The sequence below is a fragment of the Actinomadura craniellae genome (genome assembly GCF_003289645.1).
GTDB lineage: Bacteria > Actinomycetota > Actinomycetes > Streptosporangiales > Streptosporangiaceae > Actinomadura_D > Actinomadura_D craniellae.
This window is the reverse complement of the sequence record NZ_QLYX01000018.1, coordinates 1-19431: the sequence shown is the minus strand read 5'-3', so window position 1 is coordinate 19431 and position 19431 is coordinate 1. Positions and strand designations below refer to the sequence as shown.

Sequence of the window (19431 nt, the reverse complement as noted above, 5' to 3'; positions counted from 1 at the left end):
TGCCGGTCGTTCCAAGAGAACGTTCCAAAATCGGCGGTGGCGACGCTGCCACCGTCCGCTAGGAACGCACCGGAACGGCCTCCTCGGTCTCGCCCGGCCGGTGGTCCGGAACGAACCGGTAGCCGACGTTGCGTACGGTGCCGATCAGCGACTCGTACTCCGCGCCGAGCTTGGCCCGCAGCCGACGTACGTGCACGTCGACCGTCCGGGTACCGCCGAAGTAGTCGTATCCCCACACTTCCTGCAGGAGCTGTGCGCGCGTGAAGACCCGGCCGGGGTGTTGCGCCAGGTACTTCAACAGTTCGAACTCCTTGAAGGTGAGGTCGAGCACCCGGCCGCGCAGCCGGGCCGTGTAGGTCGCCTCGTCGATGCTCAGATCGCCGCTGCGGATCTCGCCGGGGACGTCGTCCTGCTCGCCCGCCGACACGCGCCCGACGGCCAGCCGCAACCGCGCCTCCACCTCGGCGGGACCGGCCGACTGCAGCAGCATGTCGTCCAGCCCCCACTCGGGGCTCAGCGCGGCCAGGCCGCCTTCGGTCACGATCGCCAGCAGCGGGCAGTCCAGGCCGGTCGTCCGCAGCAACCGGCACAGGCTCTTGGCCTGCACCAGGTCGCGCCGGGCGTCGACCATGATCACATCGGCCGGTGGTGCGTCGATCAAGGCGGATGCCTCCGCCGGAGCGACGCGCACCGAGTGCAACAGCAGTCCCAACGCCGGCAGGACCTCGTCGGAGGGTTCCAGTGCGTTGGTGAGCAAGAGCAGACTGCTCAAGGGCCGCCTCCCGCCCATAAAAAGACGTAAAGGACCCGGGTGGCCTCGTCGCCCGGATCCCTGCACCGAGCATATCCGAGCGGTCCAAAGGGGCAATGGGGGGTGTCCAACGGGTTTCGTCCGTTGCGGGAATGAGACCCTGCATTCATGGCGAAAGGCACGATCAGGTACTGGGCCGCCGCACGGGACGCCGCGGGCGTGACCGAGGAGCCCTACGACGCCGCGACGCTCGCCGACGCGCTCGCCGCCGTGCGGGGCTCCCGCGGGGACGAGCTCGACCGGGTGCTGGTCAGGAGCTCCTTCCTGGTCGACGGCGCCCCGGTGGGGGGCCGGCCGCACGAGACGGTCGAACTGCCGGAGGGCGGCACCGTGGAGGTCCTGCCGCCCTTCGCGGGAGGCTGAAGTCCGGTGACAAGACGAACCTTCTGGGGCCTTTGGTGGTCTCAGTCCTAGTAAGGCTGGCTAAGGTGAGGCGGACCTGAGGGGTGCGCCACTGATCCACCTGTCACCCGAGGAGAGAAATTGCGGAAGGTTCTGGTCGTGTTCCTGATCTTGCTGGTCGGCGGTGCCCTGGTGGCCGACCGGCTCGCGGTGAACCGCGCGGAGGCCGAGATCGGCCGCCAGATCGCCACGCAGTACAACCTGACCACGCAGCCGGACGTGACCATCCACGGGTTCCCGTTCCTCACCCAGGCGATCGGCGGCGAGTACGACCAGATCGACGTGGCCATCGGCGACTGGACCGACCAGGGCATCGAGGTCAAGGACGTCCGGGCCGAGATGCACGGCGTCTCCGCCCCGCTGGGCGATGTGGTCAACGGCGACACCTCCGGCATCACGGTCCGGACGGCCGTCGCCTCCGCCGTCGTCCCGTTCGAGGCGCTCAAGAAGCGGGCCCCGCAGGGGGTGCGGAGCATCTCCGCCAAGGGGCCGGACGTCCAGGTCGAGGGCAACATCGCGATGCTGGGCGTCAGCGCGGACGTGACCATGGTGGTCTCGGTGCGGGCGACCGCCCAGGGCATCGCCATCACCCCCCGGTCGGTGGGCGCGTCCGGCACCGGCGTGCAGGTCCCGCTCTCGCTGGTGCGGCAGCGGCTGAGCTGGACCGTCCCGATCAGGGACCTGCCGGTCGGCTCGCGGATCAGCAAGGTCGAGGTGACCCCGACCGGGCTGCGCGTCTCGGCCACCGCCGAGAACGTCAAACTCAACGATCTCGAGAACGCCTGAACCGGCCCGCGATTCGGTACGTTTCACAGTCGTGGGCCCCACCTCGGATGAGCGGCTGTTGCGCGCCCTGTACGCCGAGCACGGCGGGGCGCTCCTCGGCTACGCGCTGCGCCTGACCGGTGGGGACCGCCAGCACGCCGAGGACGTCGTCCAGGAGACGTTGCTGCGCGCCTGGCGGAACCCGCAGGCGCTGGCCGGGCGGCCCGTCCGGCCGTGGCTGTTCACCGTGGCCCGCAACCTGGTGGTGGACGCGCACCGGGCGCGGCAGGCCCGCCCGCCCGAGACGGGGGACGACGCGCTGGCGGTGCTGCCGGTCGGCGACGACATCGACCGGGCGCTGGAGTCGTGGACCGTGGCCGAGGCGCTGGCCGATCTGAGCGGGCCGCACCGGGCCGTGCTCGTGGAAACCTTCTACCGGGGACGGTCGGTGGCCGAGGCGGCGCAGGCCCTCGGTATTCCACCTGGAACCGTAAAGTCCCGGACGTACTACGCGTTGCGGGCACTGAAGTTGGCCCTCGAAGAGCGGGGGCTGACGCCATGACGGAGTGGACCTGCACGGAGGCGCGCACGGCGCTCGGCGTGTACGTGCTCGGCGCGATCGAACCCGCCGAACGATCCATCGTGGACGCGCACCTGAGCGAGTGCCCCGCCTGCCGGGACGAGCTCGCCGGGCTGGCCGGGCTCCCCGCGCTGCTCGCCCGGGTGAACGAGGCGCAGCTCGACGAGCCGCCCGGCGACCTGCTCGACGCGCTGCTCGTCCGGGCGGCCGAGGAGCAGCGGGCCGCCGCGCGGGTCCAGCGGACCCGCTGGTGGTGGGCGGCTCCGCTCGCCGCCGCGGCGATGATCCTGCTGCTGGTCGGTGCGCTCTTCGGCGGCCTGCTCGGCGGCGACGGCCGGGAGATCGCGGGCCCCGGCGGCCCGACCCCGTCGCCGACGCGCACCGCCACACCCGCGCCCGAGGAGCTGACCGCCGCCGACCCGGCGTCCGGCCTGTCCGCCCGGCTGGAGGTGACCGGGAAGCGGTGGGGCACCGAGGTGATCCTGCACATGAACGGCGCGCCGCCCGGCGAGAGCTGCCGGCTGCGCGTGATCGCCCGCGACGGCAGCTCGGAGAGCATCGCGAGCTGGCACGTGGCCTACGAGTACGGCCAGTTCCGCGGCTCCACGATGATCCGCCGCGACCAGATCAGTTCCTTCGAGATCGTCACCGTGGACGGTCGGCGGCTGCTCACGATCCCCGCCTGACCCGCCCTCACCAGGTGATCCTTCAGGATTCGGGGCGTTGGGGTGCACCGGATGCTGAAGGATCAGCGAGGGGGGAGGGAAGTTCCGCGGGGGCCGCGGTGTTGGGAGCGGACATGACGGGAGCGGTGGTCGCCGGAGCGGTCCTGCTGGCCGCGACGGTGTTCGGCCTGGTGCGGCGGTGGCGCGACGGCAGGCTGCGGGACGTCCCGGTGACGAAGGGAGCCGCCGTGCGGGAGACGCTGGCCGCCGGAGACCTGGGCGCCGAGCTCGGGGAGCGGGCCACGCTGGTGCAGTTCTCCACGGCGTTCTGCGCGCCCTGCCGGGCCACCCGGCGGGTGCTCGGCGAGGTCGCCGGCATGGTCGGCGGCGTCGTGCACGTCGAGATCGACGCCGAGCACCGGCTGGACCTGGTGCGCCGGCTCGACGTCCTCCGCACCCCCACGGTCCTCGTCCTGGACCCCTCCGGGCGGGTCGTCCGCCGGGCCGCGGGGCAGCCACGCAAGGCCGACGTCATCGCCGCGCTCGCCGAGGCGATTCCCGAATGAGGGCTCTGACCTGCGGGGAGATAGATGTCACCGTCTCGTGGAGCAAGACGAGGGTGACATCGGGCGGCGAGCCGCTTACCATCGGGTCCGTGCGTTACTGGACGGAGCAGCTGCTCACGAAGCGTCGCGCGGTCGACTTCTGCCGCGTCTCGGCTTCGCTCTGTCGTACGGTCTGAGGCACCGCACCCCGAATTCCCCCAGCCTCCCGCACGCACCCTGGCCCCAGGAGCCTTCCGATGCAGGTAGATCCGCGTGGGCAGCGACTGGCCGCAGCGATCACCACCGTTGTCCTGGTGGTCGTCCTGGTGACCGGAAGTTGGCCGCTGCTGGCCGTCCAGACCGTGGTGTTCGCGATAGGGGCCCTGGTGGGGCTGCGATACGCGCCGTACGGGTTGCTCTACCAGACGCTGATCCGGCCCCGGCTGGGCCCGCCCCGGGAACTCGAGGCCGCGGCCCCGCCCCGGTTCGCCCAAGGGGTTGGGTTGGTCTTCGGCCTGGTGGGCACGGTCGGTTATGTCGCGGACCTGCACTGGCTGGGCATCGGTGCCACCGCCCTTGCGCTGGGCGCGGCCTTCCTGAACGCGGCGTTCGGGTTCTGCCTCGGCTGCGAGATGTATCTGCTGATCCAACGCTTCAATCCGAAAAATCACCCCAACAGGGAGGTCCCCGCATGAGCCGCTCCGACGTTCTGGTCGACGCCGAATGGGTGCAGGCCCACCTCGATGACCCGGGGCTCGTTCTCGTCGAGGTCGACGAGGACGTCAGCGCCTACGACAAGGGCCACATCCGCGGCGCCGTGAAGATCGACTGGAAGAACGAGCTGCAGGACCCCGTCCGCCGCGACTTCGTGGACCGCACGGGCTTCGAGCAGCTGCTCTCCGGCAAGGGCATCGCCAACGACGACCTGGTGATCCTCTACGGCGGGAACAACAACTGGTTCGCGGCGTACGCGTACTGGTACTTCAAGCTGTACGGGCACCAGAACGTCAAGCTGCTCGACGGCGGCCGCAAGAAGTGGGAGCTCGACTCCCGCGAGCTGGTCACCGACGTGCCGACCCGGCCGGCCACCGACTACAAGGCGCAGGAGCAGGACCTGGCCATCCGCGCCTTCCGCGACGAGGTCGTCGACGCGATCGGCAAGAACAACCTGATCGACGTCCGCTCGCCCGACGAGTTCTCGGGCAAGCTGCTGGCCCCCGCCCACCTGCCGCAGGAGCAGGCGCAGCGGGCCGGCCACGTGCCGACCGCGCGCAGCATCCCCTGGTCGAAGGCGGCCAACGACGACGGCACCTTCAAGTCCGACGACGAGCTGCGCGACCTCTACACCGAGGCCGGCGTGGACCTCGCCAAGGACACCATCGCCTACTGCCGCATCGGCGAGCGCTCCTCGCACACCTGGTTCGCGCTGCACGAGCTGCTGGGCCTGGCGAACGTGAAGAACTACGACGGTTCCTGGACCGAGTACGGCTCGCTGGTCGGCGTCCCGATCGAGCTCGGCGAGCCCAAGTAAGCAACCCCGCCGAGCGGCGGAGAAGGAGGAACAATGTCCCAGGGATGCGCGGCCCCCGCCCAGACCGCCAGCCTGCCCGCGACCGTCGATCTGGCCAACGAGGCGGTCATCCAGGGCACGGTCACCCGTGACGGCGCCCCGGTGTCCAGCGCCTACGCCCGGCTGCTCGACTCGACCGGCGAGTTCACCGCCGAGGTCGTGACCGGCGACGAGGGGGTCTTCCGCTTCTTCGCCGCCGACGGCGACTGGACGGTGCGCGTGCTCGCCGCCGGCGGCGTCAGCGTCGACAACCAGGTCACCGCCGTCACCGGCGAGGTCGCCGCCCTCGAGGTCGCGATCTGACCCTACGGGTCCACCGAACCCCGCCGCCCACCTGATCCGCGGGCGGCGGGGTTCGCCGTTCCTGGGCTCACGCGACGCGGAACCAGTCGTGAATTAAGAGCGCTCGTTGCTTTCCACGCGGTATAGCGTGATATCGATGAGCGATATGTCCCAGGTTGAAGTCGTCTATCTTCCGACAGGGGCTTTCTCACCAGGAGATGAGGCTGTGGTCATTGCCCTTATAAAGATCGAGGGCGGTAGGGAGGCGATGCTCGTCTTCTCATCCCTTGACCGGCTGATGGCCGCATGTGGTCAGGGTCAGTCATGGGTCTCGCTCCAGGTTGACCGCTCTGCTGGGATTGAGGAACTGGCGCGTGTTTGCGGGGTGGACACAATAGTGCGGGATATGGGTGATCCAATCCCTGTTCGGCACTCGATTCCGAAACAGCGGGGTGCGCAATCATGAACGACGGACTTTTTCCGCCGCCCGGGGGCGGCGACGGCTACATGCTCACCCCCGGCGTGCACGGCCGGATCGCGAGACGCCTGGACGCGGCGAGCGACGCTCTGGACGCCAAGGCGGCCGGTATGCCGCCCGCTCCGGACGCCGGCATCTGCTCGGCCCTGGTGGCGGCCGGTCTCGGCCTGTTCTGCAACTCGCTGGGGGACCTGGTCGAGGGCCTGAACGTCTACGCGAGCACGGTGGCGCACAACCGCCAGGTGTACGAGAACGCGGAAGGCGCCGCCAAGATCGTCATCACCCCGAACCGGTGCGGCCCCGCGCCGGCGCCGTGAGGACGGGCCATGCCACTGGACATCGAAGTCAAGGGAGACCCCACCGCTCTCCGCGCCACCGCCCGGTGGCTGATGACGGTCGCCGCCCAGACCGACCGCACCGTGGCCGACATCCACCGGGCCCGGGTCGACTCCCAGGACGACTGGACGGGCCGTTCGGCCGACGGATTCCGCACGGTGCTGGCCGGGACGCGACCGGGCGCCGAGGCGCTGCTGGCGGATCTGGAGGGTGCCGCCAAGGCGCTGAACAGGTACGCGGACGACCTGGCGGGCTGCAAGGCCGAGATGGGCCGGGCCCGCGAGATCGCGGCCAGGGCCGGTCTGGCCACCACGGCCACCACCATCGCCGAGCCGGGCACCCCGCCCAACCCACCGGCGGGCGGACCCCAGGGGAACCTGCTGAGCCCCGGCGCCCGGGTACCGCGGCCGGCGGGCCCCTACTCCGCGGAGTACCACCGTCAGTTCAGCGCCTACGAGCAGGCCTACGACGCGTACCTGGCCAAAGCCAAGGCTTACCTCCAGGCCGCTCAGATCGTGGTCTCATGCCGAGAGAAGGAGAGCACGGCCCAGAAGCTCCACATCAAGTTCTGGAAGTCGCTGGACACCAACAAGTACTTCCATATCACCAACTTTGGCGTCGGTCTCGCCGGTGCAGTTTCGCCCCGGCTCAGCGCCTTCAGGCATGCCGCTCAGGAGGCCGACCGGGCGGCGAAGTCATTCTTGCGACATGCCGGCCTGCTGCAGCACAACCCGAATTTTGCCGGCAAGAACTTCGACCTCAGCAGGTACGGGGCGATCGCCGGCGCGACGGAGGCGCAGCACACAGCCGATGATCTTCATCTGGGGATGATGAAGACCCAACTCTCCCGGGCGCTCGACAGTTCGTTGGGTCGCGCCCTTCTCGACCCGACCTACGCGGGTAATTGGACTGGAAGGGTTCCCATAGCGGGCTGGGTGGTCACCGGGGTGTCCGTGACCTTGGCCGTCAAGGGCGGGCAACACCCCGTTCACGCCACCACCTCTGGGATCGGTGGCACACTCGCGGGTGCCGGTGCCACCGCTGCTCTCATCGGTGCGGGAACCCCTGGGGGCTGGGCCGTGGCAGGAGGTGTCCTGGTGGGCGCCGGTACCGGCTTCGTTATCGATCAGTGGGGGGACGACGTCGTCGATGGTGTCGAAGACACCTATACGGGAGTTCGCGACGGTGTGACGCGCATGGCTTGGCCGAGGCCTTGAACATGGGGAAGCAACCGACCAGGTCGGGAACCGGAGACGGAGGGCCCACTCCTCCGCCGGGGCGAGGGCCGGCATTAGCGTGGACCGAATATGATTGGTCCACTTTCTTGCCGGCCAGCTTGATGATCGTTCCCATCGGCGTTGTCGCTTCGACATTCCTCAGCCTGGGAGTTGAATGGGTCCGAGATCCGACCATGTGGTCGGTTATTTGGGCTTTTGCGTTATTGGCCGGGTTTTTTGCGGTTTGGGATGGTGGCGGTCTCGCCATCGGCGATGACTGGTTGCGGCATCGCCGCAGGTGGGTGAACACTCACGAGTTGGTCGCGGTACGGATGGCCGCGCCCAAGGATGCGATGTTCGGCCTTATCCGAACCAGTTTGGACTTGGTTCTGGTGGACCGTGCGGGGCGCCGTGTGCGCGTTCTCCTCGGGAAGCTGGAGGCCCACGAGGAGTTGCGAGAACTCGTTGGCGAGGCGATTCGCCGTGCTGTACAGAAGGGCGATGCCGCGATCGAGGATCGCGTCCGGTGGAGATTCCTCCCCGAGGATGATGAGCAGTCGGATCCGGTCGTGATCGAGTACGGCCTTGGCGCGATTGCTCATGAGCGAGGAGAGCACGCCACCGCATTGGCGCATTACGAGAAGTCCCGGAGCCGGGCCGAAGAGCGTGCCGACCGTCGGCGGAGGGCGCGGGCTGACAGGGCGCTGGGGATTCTTCTGACCGAGACCGAGGAGACGGAGCGGGCGGTGGGCCACACCATGCGCGCCCTGATGGTCCACGCCGAACTCGACCACGAAGAGGTCGAGGGCGATCTGGCCTGGCTCGCCCGCCAGCGCCGCGTGCTGGGCGACGCCCGTTTCACCGAGCTTCTGCACAAGGAGACCAAGAAACCTGCGGTGCATGCCCTGCTCGGTCTCCTCGACGCCCGAGATGGCCGATGATGCCCGTCGGAGGTTCCGAGCCGACGGGAGCCGCGGAATGCGGGTAGCGCGCTCGGCGGTGGTGATCGGATGCATGGCAGTGCTGGTGCAGACCGCTTCGCCTGTCACGGCGGGCGCGGCTCCCCTCTGCACGCCCCCGAAGGGAAGCCCCCGGGTCGAGGGCGAGTCGTGGGCGCAGCGGCGGCTGGGGTTCCAGCGGGCGTGGGCGTTGACGCGCGGTAAGGGGGTCACCGTCGCGGTCATCGACAGCGGCGTCCAGCCGGACCACCCGATGCTGGCCGGCCGGATCACGGAGTTCGTCGACCTGACCGGCACGGGAAAGCGGGACTGCGTCGGGCACGGTACCGGGGTCGCCGCGCTGGCGGGCGGCCGTGACCTCGCCGCCGCGGGCGTCCCGCTGAGCGGGGTGGCCCCCGAGGCGAGACTGATCGTCATCAAGCAGCAGGACGCCGACAGCGACCGGGCGGGCGGCGCGCGGCTGGCGAAGGCGATCCGTACTGCGGCGGACCGCCGGGCCAAGGTGATCAACATTTCGATCACCACCGGCAACAGCCCGGAACTCGCCCAGGCCGTCCAGTACGCGCAGGCCAGGGACGCCCTGATCGTCACGGCGGCCGGGAACCTCGACGGCGACGGGCGGTCCGCGGGTCCCGCCTACCCGGCGAGTTACCCGGGCGTCCTCTCGGTCGCCTCGCTGGGCCCGGCGGGGGCGGTCGCCGGCACCTCCGACACGGTGACGCGGGCCGATGTCGGGGCGCCCGGCGCCGCGGTGCCGACGGCATGGACCGGCGGGTACCACCCCGGGGCCGAGGGGACGAGCTTCGCCGCCGCCTACGTCTCCGGGACGGCGGCGCTGGTCCGCTCCTACCACCCGGAACTGGACCACCGGCAGATCCTGCACCGGATCCGGGTGACGGCGGACGGCAACGTCGGGCAGGGCAGCGGCCGGGGCATGATCAACCCGGTGGCGGCGGTCACCGCCGTGATTTCTGGGGAGGGCCCCGCCGGACCACCGGGCGGACGGGTGGAACTCGCCGCACCGGCCCCGGCCGACCACCGCACCCGCGGCATCGCGCTCGCGGTCACGGGCACCGCCCTCCTGCTGGCCGGGATCGCCGCGCTCGGCGGGATCTTCGTCCCCATGGGCCGCCGCCGGGGCTGGCGACCGAGCCGGGCGGCACCCGTCACCGCGAACACGGCCGTCTCGGAGGAGGGCGACGATGAGCCGCAGGCGCGCCCGGTGGGCACGATCGGAGCCTGAACTCACTCACCCAGCCAGGCGGTCTGGACGAGCCGCGCCCCCGAGCGCCGATCCACGAGGGTGCCGCGGCCGGGGGGCAGCCGGGTGGGACGGATGTCGCCGAACAGCGCCCCCTCCTCCCGGTTGCCGGACATGATCAGCGCGGGCGCGGCCATGTCCTTGAGCCGCTGGATCGCCGGGTCGAACAGCGCCCGGCCGGCCCCGCCCATGGCCCGGGCCAGCACCAGGTGCAGCCCGATGTCGCGGGCCTGCGGCAGCAGGTCGACGATCGGCAGCAGCGGGTTTCCGGAGGTGGCCACCAGGTCGTAGTCGTCCACGATGAGGTACAGGTCCGCGCCCTGCCACCACGAGCGGGACCGCAACTGGTCCGCGGTGAGGTCCGCCGGCGGGAGGCGCACCTGCAGGGCGCCCAGCACGTCGTTCATCAGCTTGTCGGCCGCTCCGGCGGAGGCCGCGTAGCCGATGCGGTGGTCGGTGTCGGCCGTGTCGAGCAGCGTCCGCCGGTAGTCGACGAAGATGAGCCGGGCCTGCTGCGGGGTGTGCCGGGCGATGATCCCCTCCGCGATGAGGCGCAGCAGGTTGGACTTGCCGCTCTCGGTGTCGCCGAAGACCACGAAGTGCGGGTCGGCGGTCATGTCCAGCGACACCGGCGCCAGGTTCGTCTCGTCGATGCCGATGGGCAGCCGGGAGCCGGTCTCGGTGACCGGCGGCAGCGCGGTCGCGGGTAGCAGGCCCGGCAGCAGCCGCACCGGCGGGGCGGCCGGCCCCGGCCACGCGCCGCCGATCGCCTCGACCAGGGCGGCGACACCGTCGGTGAGGTCGTCGGTGGTGCCGCGGCCGTCCACCCGGGGCAGCGCGGTGAGGAAGTGCAGCCCCTCCCGGGTGAGGCCGCGGCCGGGCCGGCCCGCGGGCACGTTGTCGGCGAGCCGCCGGTCGATCTCCGACTCGTACGGGTCGCCCAGCCGCAGTTCGAGCCGGGTACCGAGCAGATCCCGGATGCCCATCCGGAACTCCGACCACTTGCCGGTGGAGATGATCACGTGCACGCCGAACCCCAGCCCCCGGGCGGCCAGATCGGTGATCACCGGCTCCAGGTGCTCGTACTCCTGGCGGACGGTCAGCCAGTTGTCCACCATCAGGAAGACGTCCCCGAAACCGTCGCCGCGGATCTCGCCGGCCGCCCGCATCCGGCGGTAGGCGGCGATGGAGTCGATCCCGCGCTCGCCGAACTCGCGCTCTCGCTCCTCGAGCACGGCCGAGACCTCCGCGACCGTGCGGCGGACCCGGTCGGCGTCCAACCGGGTCGCCACCCCGCCCACGTGCGGCAGCCCGGACAGGCCGCGCAGCGCCCCGCCACCGAAGTCCAGGCAGTAGAACTGCACCTCCTGGGGCGTGTGCAGGAACGCCAGCGAGGCGATCAGCGTGCGGAGCATCGTTGACTTGCCGCTGCGCGGCGCGCCGACCACCCCCACGTTGCCAGCGCCGGCCGACAGATCCACCCAGAAGGGGTCGCGCCGCTGGTCGAACGGCCGGTCGATGACGCCGACCACGGCGGCGAGCCGGCCGTGGGCCTCTCCGCCGGCCGTGGTGCGGCCCCGGCCCGGGACGGTCGCCAGTGGTGGCAGCAGCCGGTCGAGCGCCGGCGACTCCTCCAGCGGCGGCAGCCAGATGCGGTGCGCCTTCGGGCCCTGGCCGGCGAGCTGCCCGACGACGAGGTCGAAGAGGGTCTCCTCGGACTCGGCGCGCGGTCGTTCCGGGTGCGGATCGACCGGCCGCGCGACGGCGGGGATCGGGACGTGCCCGGCCGTGTAGGGCACCACGTGCCGCGGGGCGGCGGACCCGGTGGCCCGCTCGGCGGGCTGCTCGTCCTCGGCCGGCCCGGAGACGTACGCGGCCTTGAACCGGGTCATGCCGGTCACGTCGAACTTCAGGTAGCCGTTGCCCGGCTGGGCCGGCAGCTCGTAGGCGTCCGGTACGCCGAGCACGACGCGCGACTCCATGGCGGAAAAGGTGCGCAGGCCGATCCGGTACGAGAGGTGGGTGTCCAGGCCGCGGAGCCGGCCCTCCTCCAGCCGCTGGGAGGCAAGCAGCAGGTGCACCCCGAGCGAGCGGCCCAGCCGGCCGATCATCACGAACAGGTCGATGAACTCCGGTTTCGCCGACAACAGCTCGGAGAACTCGTCCAGCACGACGAAGAGGGTGGGCACCGGGGGGAGCGGCGCTCCCTGCTCCCGGGCGCGCTCGTAGTCGCGCAGCGAGGCGTGGTTGCCGGTCGCCCGGAGCAGTTCCTGCCGGCGCACGATTTCGCCGTGCAGCGCGTCGTGCATCCGGTCGACCAGGGGGAGCTCGTCGGCCAGGTTCGTGATCACGGCGGAGACGTGCCGGAGCCGCTCCAGCCCGAGGAAGGTCGCGCCGCCCTTGAAGTCGACGAGCACGAAGTTGAGCGTTTCGGTGGAATGGGTGGTCGCGAGGCCGAGGACCAGGGTGCGGAGCAGTTCCGACTTCCCTGACCCGGTCGCGCCGATGACCAGCCCGTGCGGGCCCATCCCGCCCTGCGCGGACTCCTTGATGTCGAGTTCGACCGGCCGGCCGTCGGCGTCCACCCCGATCGGCACCCGGAGCCGGTTGCGGGCCGCCCGTGGCCGCCAGGTCTCGGCGAGGTCGATCGCGGTCACGTCGCGCAGGCCCAGCAGCGAGGTGAGCGTCAGGTCGGCGGCCAGCGCGTTCTGCTGCTCGGGCTCGTCGGCGGCGCCGGCCCGCAGCGGGGCGAGCTGCCGGGCCAGCCCCTCGGCCTGGACCGGGGAGAAGCGGTCGGCCCGGCCGAGCGGGGTGGCGACGTCCTTGCCGGTGTGGTCGCGCCGGAGCATGTCCAGCCGGTCGGGTTCGGCGTGCAGCCGGAGCGTGGTCGAGTCCCGGGTGGGGGCGGCGGAACCGTCCAGGTCGACGACGCAGACCCCCTTGATGCCCTCCGCGGCGATCTGGGAGTCGGGGGAGAGCAGCCCGCCGTCGATGATCACCACGTGGTAGGGGAGGTCGTCCGCGCCGAGCGGGCCGCCGAACCGGGGCCGGCCGGTCAGCTCGTCGCCCAGCAGCCGTTCGAGTTCCGCCAGCGAGGACGCGATCAGGCGGCGCGGGCCGGCCGCGTCGCGCTCGGTCGGGTGCAGGCAGTGCGGGAGCCACTTCGCCCACTCCCAGTGCGCCAGCCGTCCCGGTGCGGCGCACACGGCGATCCGCACGTCGTCGGGCGTGTGGAAGGCCGTGAGCTGGCCGATCATCGCCCGGACGAGGTCGCGGGAGGCCGCGGCGTCCCCGGTGGGGAGGATCCGGTCGAACGAGGGCAGCGAGACGGCGACGGGCAGGTCGGGCACCACGGAGTGGGCGCGGATGAACCGGCGCAGCGCCCCGGCGCACATCGGTTCCAGATCCTCGACCGGTTTGGTCTCCGGCGGGACGAGTTCGAGGGCGAGCCGCTGCGGGCCTCGGCCGATCCGCACGTGGCCGAAGTCGGCGTCGCCCGTCCTGCGTTCCCACAGCCGGTGGGTCATCACCGTCGACCACAGCGCTTCGGGGGCGGGGCCCGCCCATTCCAGGGCCTCGCGCTGCCGGCGGGCCGCCGTGCGGACCTTCTTCCGGACCTGGCCGAGGTAGCGGTAGTAGTCGCGGCGGGCTCCGTTGAGGCGCTGCCTGCGCTCCCCGGCGCCCTGCCCCATCGTGCCGAACGCCATGCCCACCATCGACAGCGCGAACAGCCCGCTCGCGGCGTACATGACGGGGTTCCCGGCGCCGCTGCCGCCGAGGAACATCATTCCCATCGCCGCGCCGCTCGCCGCCATGGGCAGGTAGACGAGGGCCTGGGTGAATCCCTGGGAGATCGTTTCGGGTATTTCCGGCGGCGGTTCGAGCAGGATTTCGCCCTGCGGTATTCGGGGTGATGGGCGGCGCTCGGGGCGCCTGATGAAGATCGTGCTCACTCCGGTGGATCCCTTACTTGCACTGGCAGTAGTCGGTCAGCCCTGGTAGTGAATAATCCGGCATCTTAGTGATTCCTGCTATTGCAAGATACGGGGTGATAAGGGTGCAAATAGGATTTGACGGGCGGGTATGCAGCGGGAGTGGCATCGCCGGATCAGGGAGGACACCAGGGTGAACGACCTCTGCCGGGTGACCATCATGGCTCCACGACGCCGTATCGACCTGTCGATTCCCGCGGACATACCACTCGCCCAGCTATTGCCGACACTGCTTCAGGCGTCAGGCCAGGATCTGGCCGATAGTGGCCTGACACATTCGGGGTGGGCGCTCCAGCGCCTGGACGAAGCGCCTTTCAGCTCGGCCCAGTCCCTCGCGACGTTAGGCGTGCGCGACGGCGAGGTGCTGTATCTGCGTCCCCAACTTTCGCAATTGCCGGAACTCGCCTTCGACGACGTGGCCGACGTCATCGCCACCGGTGTCAACGACCGGCCCGACCGGTGGCGACCCGAAACCACCCGCCGGTTCGGCCTGGCGGCGGCCGCCGCGGTGCTCTCGGCGGGCCTGGCAGTGCCGTCGCTGGCCGGCCCGCCCTGGACGCTCATGGCGATCGTCACCGGGGTCATGGCGGTCCTGCTCGTCGGGGTCGGCGCGCTGCTGTCGCGGGCGGCCGGCGACGCGGCCGCCGGCGCCGTGCTCGGTTACTGCGCGCTGCCGTACGCGTTCCTCGGCGGGCTGCTCGCCCCGGCGCGGCCGGTACCGCTGCCCTCCCTGGGTGCCCTACACCTGCTCGCCGCGTTCGCCGCGGTGAGCCTGGTGGCGGTCGCCGCCGGATTCGCGATCGCCGAGGGGCTGCCGAACTTCCTGGGCATCGGCGGTGTGGCGCTGTTCGGGGTGGCCGGGGCCGGTTGCGTGGCCGGCTTCGGGCTGAGCCCGGTCGGGGTGGCGGCGTTCACCGCGGCGACGGGCGTGGTGCTGACCGCGATGATCCCGTCCCTGGCGTTCAAGCTGGCCCGGCTGCCACTGCCGCCCGTCCCGGCCGACGCGGACGAACTGCGCAGTGCCGCCCGGCCGTTCGACGGCCCGACCGTGCTGCGTCGCACCGGTGAGGCCGACCGCTTCGCGACCGGGCTGGTGACCGGCGTCGGGCTGATGGCCCTTGCCGGCCAGGCGTTCCTGATCACGGCCGACGGCTGGCTGCCGCACACCATGAGCGTCGTGCTCTCCGCGGTCCTGCTGCTGCGGGCCCGGGTGTTCCACGGGCGCGCACAGCGGCTGTGGATGCTCGTGGTCGGGCTGGCCGGGCTCGCCGTGGCAGCGCTGGAGGGAGCCGCCGGCGGTTCCCCCGGCGCGGCGGCGCTGACCGTCCTGCTGCCGCTGCTGGTCGCCGCCGGGGTGATCCTCGGGATGGCACTGCGGCTGCCCGCCGGCCGACCGACGCCGTTCTGGGGCCGGGCGGGAGACCTCCTGGACCTGGCGCTTGTTACCAGCCTCATCCCGCTGGCGCTCGGCCTGCTCGGTCTGTACTCGTGGCTTCGTGGCCTGTCCGGGTGAGGGCCCATGCAAACTCGTAAGGACCTGCACCAGGCGCACCGGCTGATGACCCAGCGGGTGGCGCTCGCGCTGTTGCAAGGCCGCCCCGACGTGGCCGAGTCACCGATCCGGCGGGTGGTCGTCGCCACGATCTCAGGGACGATGGTGGCGGTGGTGGTGGCCGCTGGCTTCGGCATCTGGGGGCTGGTGTTCAAGGGCGGGGCACGCGGCCTCGACCGGCCGGGCACCCTCATCATCGAGAAGGAGACGGGCGCCAAATACGGCTACAGCGCTGCGGACCGCAAGCTCATCCCGTTCCTCAACTACGCCTCCGCCCGGCTGGCGATGCCCGGCGGCCAGGTCCAGCACCGCTCGGTCTCCCGCAAGTCCCTGGCCCGGTACGACCGCGGCCCGGTGACCGGTATCCCCGGCGCACCGGACGCGCTGCCCGACGCGCGCAAGCTCGCCGGAGGGCCGTGGTCGCTGTGCTTCCACACCACCGGATCGCCGCCCGTCCCCACCGTCTCGCTGGTGGGCGGCCGGGACGTGGGCGGCCGGGTCCTGCCCGGCGACCGGGCGGTGCTGGTCCAGGCGGAGGGGCGGGCCTGGCTCGTCTGGGACGGCAAGCGGTTGAGCGTCTCGCCCGGCGAGGTACGCGTGCTGGGCAACGACCAGCCAGTGCCGGTCGACGTCCGGTGGCTCAACGGGTTGCCGCAGGGCCCGGACTTCAAGGCCCCGCAGATCCCCGACCGGGGCGAGCGGGTGCCCGGACCGGACGGCGCTGCCGCACTGGTGGGCCAGGTCTACCGAGTCGCGGCGGTGGCGGGCGGGGAGGAGCGCTGGTACGTGCAACTGCCCGGCGGACTGGCCGGGATCTCGACCACCCAGGCCCGGCTGCTGCTGGCCGACCCGCGGGGCCGGGGCGTGCTCGACCGGCACCGCGACATCAGCGCCGCCGTCGCGGGCGCGCACCCCGCTCCGACGACCGTCCACGACAGGAACCTGCCGCAGACGATGCCCGAGATGGTGCCGTACGACCCGGGCACCCCGCTGTGCGCGGTATACCGGGACGCCGCCCGGCTCTCGACCCGGGCTGTACTCGTTCTGGGCGGGTCGCTGCCGGCCCCCCGCGCCCCCGTCGGCCGGGGTGGCCTGGACCAGGTCGTGCTCCCCGGTGGAGGGACGGTGGCCGGGCTGCTGCCGGGGCCCGGCCAGCGGCCGCAGGCGATCTATCTGGTCACCGGGCAGGGCGTGCGCTATCCGGTTCCGACAGAGGAGGACTTGACAAAATTGGGCTATCTGGTCAGGTCGGCGGTGCCGATGCCGGGGAATCTGTTGCAGCTGATGCCTGAAGGTCCGGTCTTGGCGGCCAATGCCGCGCTTACTCCGGTACGTCCTGGCCCGTGATGTCCAGATTCATGATCGCCGTTACCGGATGTGGCCAGTTCGGCAGGTGGTGCTGACTTTCTGGTTCTGGACCCGAACCGGAGATCATCAATATTCCCAGGTCAGACGCTTTCGATGGATCGTCGGGGGAGCTGCTGCAATTGCATTGCGGTTGAGCGTGCATCTATCAGGTAGACAGTTGGATGGGGCGCTTCTAAAATCGTTTTCTATTAATCGCGGGGTGCGTCGCGGGGCCGCTGCTACGGGGAAACGGCCGGGGTCTACGTGCTTTCTCACGTCGTGATGCGATCGCCGGTCGACGTCCTCAGGAGGTTCTGAAGTGGCTCCCCAGTCAGCGCACAGTCAGGAACAGATGAAGCAGGCGGCCGGCAAGGTCCAGGCCGCCCACGGTCAGATCAACAAGATCAAGAACCAGCTGCACGGTCACCAGGCCGAGCTGATGGGGGCCTGGAAGGGTGAGTCCGCCGTCGCCTTCGCCAAGGTGTTCCAGCTCTTCGACAGCGAATTCGCCAAGGTCCTGCAGGACCTGAACATCATCCACCAGAAGCTGGTCGACACCCAGCTCAAGTACCAGGCGGCCGAGGGCGAGAAGAACCAGACCATCAGTCCCCTCCACGGCCTGCTCAACGGCGGCGTCTGACCCCGGAAGGATTCGATCATGGGTGACTACACGCTCGTCAACTTCGGTGGCATGCAGAACGGCCAGGCCAACTTCGTCAACGCCCTCAACCAGTTCAAGGCCGCCCTCGACCAGCTCGACGGCGACATCCGCACCCACCTGGCCGAGTGGGACGGCGACGCCCGGGCCGCCTACACCCAGGCCCAGGCCCGCTGGAACCAGGCCGCCGCCCGGATGACCGCGGTCGTCCAGGGCATGGGCGGCGCGATCGGCGACTCCCACGACATCCACCGCCGCGCGGAGAACGTGAACACCAACCTCTGGACCTGACCCGAACCGAGGAGCCGCGATGACACCGCCGCAGGACCCGATCGAGGACCCGCGACAGATCATTGCCCACCTGCTCGACCCCCGGCCGCGCCCGGCCACACCCTGGCCGGCACCGCCCGGAACCCCGGGCAGCGGATCAGGGACGGTGGCGTACCGGCGTGACGAACTGCTCAAGGTCGCCAAGGCCATGCGGCAGGACCTGCAGGAACTCAAGACCGCCCTGAGCACCTTGCAGGGCGGCTCCCCGGCCGGGGGACGGGTCGGCGGCTGGGACGTGGCCAAGCAACTCGGCACGAAGGTCGACGGCTCACACCGCAACCTGGTGACGGGCATGCAGCGCTACTGCCAGGTCTACGAAGCGGCGATCCGCAGGATCGAGCAGGCGGCCGCGAACTACGCGCGCGCCGAACTGGCCTCGACCGACATCAACCGGCGCGTCGGCCAGAGCCCCGGGCTCTCCGACACGCCGCCGTGGTGAACGGGGGATGTGATACATGGGTGGTGAACGGCTGGAACATCCGGTCAGGGTCGGTGAACTCGGGCGTGGGAACCCGGCGCAGTACGGCTATGACGCGATCGCCGCGTTCATCCGCGGCGCCGAACCCGGCGCCCTCCAAGCCATCGGCCGGGCGTACGCCCACGCCCAGCAGGCCTTCGAACGGGCCGAGCAGGGCCTGAACGCCCACCTGAAGCGCCTCACCGACGTGTGGGAGGGCGACGCGCAGGAGTTGGCGCTCGGCGACATGCGACTACTGGGCAAAGCGGCCGGCGTGCTGGCCCAGGCGAGCGCGAAGTTCCAGTCCGGGATGACCCAGGCCAACGGCGCACTCAAGATGTCCCAGGCTGACCTGCCGGCCAGGAGCGGCCCGGACCCGCTCGGCGTCCTGGTCCCCAGCAAATCCGCCCTGACGCAGCAGGACGCGGACGACAAGCTGGCCCAGCAACACCTGGCCAAAACCAACACCGACCTGGCCTCCGCCTACGCGCAACTCCCCGACATCGTGATCCTCAACCTGCCGGAGGACGGTGGAGAAAGGATCGGAGGTGGCCCTGTTGGCGGAGGCGGCGGTGGGATCTCCCCTGGAGGTTCTGTAGGTAGCGGCTCCCCTTTCGGTAGTGGCGCTGCCTCCACCTCCCCAGGAGGGAACGGTGGGCACTCGCTTTCCCCAGGCAGTGGGGGAGCGGCCCCGGGAGGGCTCGGTGAGATAACACCACTTCCCTACGAAGCGCCTGGTTCGTCGGAGCTCGCGGATGCCCCGCCCACCGGACCAAGTGGGTCGGGCGGGATGCCGACCGGAGGACCTCCTGGTTCTCCAGGAGGCCTGGGGCCGGGAGGTGGGGGGCCGAGCGGTTTCGGACCTACGTTCCCCGGCGGGGTGAGCCCGATCCCGCCTGGTGCAGGTTCGGGGCCAGGCGGGATCCGTCCAGGTGGGCCGGGCGCGGGCGGTGCGAACGGCGGTACGCGTGGTTTCTTTGGCACGGGATCCAGTGGTGCGCTGCCTCCCGGAGGAGTGATCGCCGGTGGTGGCCGTCCGGTCGGTGGTTCCTCCGGTGTTCCGGGTGGGCGTCCTATCGGTGGGACTCCAGGCAGTATGAGCTTCCCCCGTTTTGCCGGAGAGTTCCAGACCTGGTCTGATCGTTCAGACCTGGAAGGAAAGTTTTCGTGGCACCACCCCGTAAGTACCCCGATGAGCTGCGTGAACGAGCCGTGCGGCTGTAT

Annotated in this window: 20 protein-coding genes; 18 read left to right on the top strand and 2 right to left on the bottom strand. The window is 70.8% G+C overall.

Features of this window, described 5'->3' with window-relative positions; translation table 11 throughout:
* Positions 1-58 precede the first annotated feature (58 nt).
* Positions 59-772 carry a winged helix-turn-helix transcriptional regulator gene (locus DPM19_RS29645; protein ID WP_111871373.1) on the bottom strand — a complete coding sequence of 238 codons (714 nt, stop codon included), beginning with the start codon at positions 770-772 and terminating at the stop codon, positions 59-61.
* A gap of 147 nt (positions 773-919) precedes the next feature.
* Between DPM19_RS29645 and DPM19_RS29640 the strand changes: the two genes are divergently transcribed.
* From DPM19_RS29640 to DPM19_RS29580, 13 genes are all read left to right on the top strand, one after another.
* Positions 920-1174, top strand: a complete 255-nt coding sequence (locus tag DPM19_RS29640; RefSeq protein WP_111871372.1) for a MoaD/ThiS family protein — start codon at positions 920-922, stop codon at positions 1172-1174.
* Between the two features lie 120 nt (positions 1175-1294).
* Positions 1295-1999: an LmeA family phospholipid-binding protein gene (locus DPM19_RS29635; protein ID WP_111871371.1), complete on the top strand. Its 705-nt coding sequence runs from the start codon at positions 1295-1297 to the stop codon at positions 1997-1999.
* A 31-nt stretch (positions 2000-2030) separates the two neighbouring features.
* Positions 2031-2540 (top strand): sigma-70 family RNA polymerase sigma factor, encoded by a 510-nt coding sequence (locus DPM19_RS29630; RefSeq protein ID WP_111871370.1) that lies wholly within the window; start codon positions 2031-2033, stop codon positions 2538-2540.
* Complete coding sequence (locus DPM19_RS29625) at positions 2537-3244, top strand: anti-sigma factor family protein (RefSeq protein WP_111871368.1); 708 nt, start codon at positions 2537-2539, stop codon at positions 3242-3244. Before DPM19_RS29630 ends, DPM19_RS29625 begins: the two co-directional genes overlap by 4 nt.
* Before the next feature lie 113 nt (positions 3245-3357).
* Positions 3358-3789, top strand: coding sequence for a TlpA family protein disulfide reductase (locus DPM19_RS29620; RefSeq protein ID WP_111871367.1), 432 nt, complete (start codon positions 3358-3360; stop codon positions 3787-3789).
* A 236-nt stretch (positions 3790-4025) separates the two neighbouring features.
* Entirely contained in the window at positions 4026-4463 is a 438-nt protein-coding gene (locus DPM19_RS29610; RefSeq protein WP_111871364.1) for a DUF4395 domain-containing protein, read from the top strand.
* A complete protein-coding gene (locus DPM19_RS29605) occupies positions 4460-5299 on the top strand; it encodes a sulfurtransferase (RefSeq protein ID WP_111871363.1) in 840 nt (279 codons plus the stop codon). The genes DPM19_RS29610 and DPM19_RS29605 overlap by 4 nt, the downstream gene beginning before the upstream one ends.
* Before the next feature lie 33 nt (positions 5300-5332).
* Positions 5333-5641: a DUF1416 domain-containing protein gene (locus DPM19_RS29600; protein WP_111871362.1), complete on the top strand. Its 309-nt coding sequence runs from the start codon at positions 5333-5335 to the stop codon at positions 5639-5641.
* Between the two features lie 136 nt (positions 5642-5777).
* Entirely contained in the window at positions 5778-6086 is a 309-nt protein-coding gene (locus tag DPM19_RS34985) for an SAV_915 family protein (protein ID WP_146779042.1), read from the top strand.
* Positions 6083-6415 carry a hypothetical protein gene (locus DPM19_RS29595; RefSeq protein WP_111871361.1) on the top strand — a complete coding sequence of 111 codons (333 nt, stop codon included), beginning with the start codon at positions 6083-6085 and terminating at the stop codon, positions 6413-6415. The genes DPM19_RS34985 and DPM19_RS29595 overlap by 4 nt, the downstream gene beginning before the upstream one ends.
* A gap of 9 nt (positions 6416-6424) precedes the next feature.
* The gene (locus DPM19_RS29590; RefSeq protein WP_111871360.1) at positions 6425-7651 is read left to right on the top strand and encodes a WXG100 family type VII secretion target; all 1227 of its coding nucleotides are present in this window, start codon (positions 6425-6427) and stop codon (positions 7649-7651) included.
* A gap of 107 nt (positions 7652-7758) precedes the next feature.
* On the top strand, positions 7759-8592 hold the full coding sequence (locus DPM19_RS29585) for a hypothetical protein (RefSeq protein ID WP_158566937.1): 834 nt from the start codon (positions 7759-7761) through the stop codon (positions 8590-8592).
* Positions 8593-8629: 37 nt separating this feature from the next.
* Positions 8630-9853, top strand: a complete 1224-nt coding sequence (locus DPM19_RS29580; RefSeq protein WP_158566936.1) for a S8 family serine peptidase — start codon at positions 8630-8632, stop codon at positions 9851-9853.
* Positions 9854-9855: 2 nt separating this feature from the next.
* Here DPM19_RS29580 and eccCa read toward each other — a convergent pair whose 3' ends face one another.
* Complete coding sequence (eccCa, locus tag DPM19_RS29575) at positions 9856-13824, bottom strand: type VII secretion protein EccCa (RefSeq protein ID WP_111871357.1); 3969 nt, start codon at positions 13822-13824, stop codon at positions 9856-9858.
* Between the two features lie 130 nt (positions 13825-13954).
* Here eccCa and eccD point away from each other — a divergent pair, with 130 nt between their 5' ends.
* The 5 genes from eccD to DPM19_RS29550 all read left to right on the top strand — a co-directional run bounded on the left by eccD (position 13955) and on the right by DPM19_RS29550 (position 18189).
* Positions 13955-15376: a type VII secretion integral membrane protein EccD gene (eccD, locus tag DPM19_RS29570; RefSeq protein WP_111871356.1), complete on the top strand. Its 1422-nt coding sequence runs from the start codon at positions 13955-13957 to the stop codon at positions 15374-15376.
* Between the two features lie 6 nt (positions 15377-15382).
* Positions 15383-16762 (top strand): type VII secretion protein EccB, encoded by a 1380-nt coding sequence (eccB, locus tag DPM19_RS29565; protein WP_111871355.1) that lies wholly within the window; start codon positions 15383-15385, stop codon positions 16760-16762.
* Positions 16763-17114: 352 nt separating this feature from the next.
* Positions 17115-17402 (top strand): WXG100 family type VII secretion target, encoded by a 288-nt coding sequence (locus tag DPM19_RS29560; protein WP_111871354.1) that lies wholly within the window; start codon positions 17115-17117, stop codon positions 17400-17402.
* 18 nt (positions 17403-17420) lie between these two features.
* Positions 17421-17711: a WXG100 family type VII secretion target gene (locus DPM19_RS29555; protein ID WP_111871353.1), complete on the top strand. Its 291-nt coding sequence runs from the start codon at positions 17421-17423 to the stop codon at positions 17709-17711.
* A gap of 19 nt (positions 17712-17730) precedes the next feature.
* A complete protein-coding gene (locus tag DPM19_RS29550) occupies positions 17731-18189 on the top strand; it encodes a hypothetical protein (protein WP_111871352.1) in 459 nt (152 codons plus the stop codon).
* The last annotated feature ends 1242 nt before the right edge of the window (positions 18190-19431 follow it).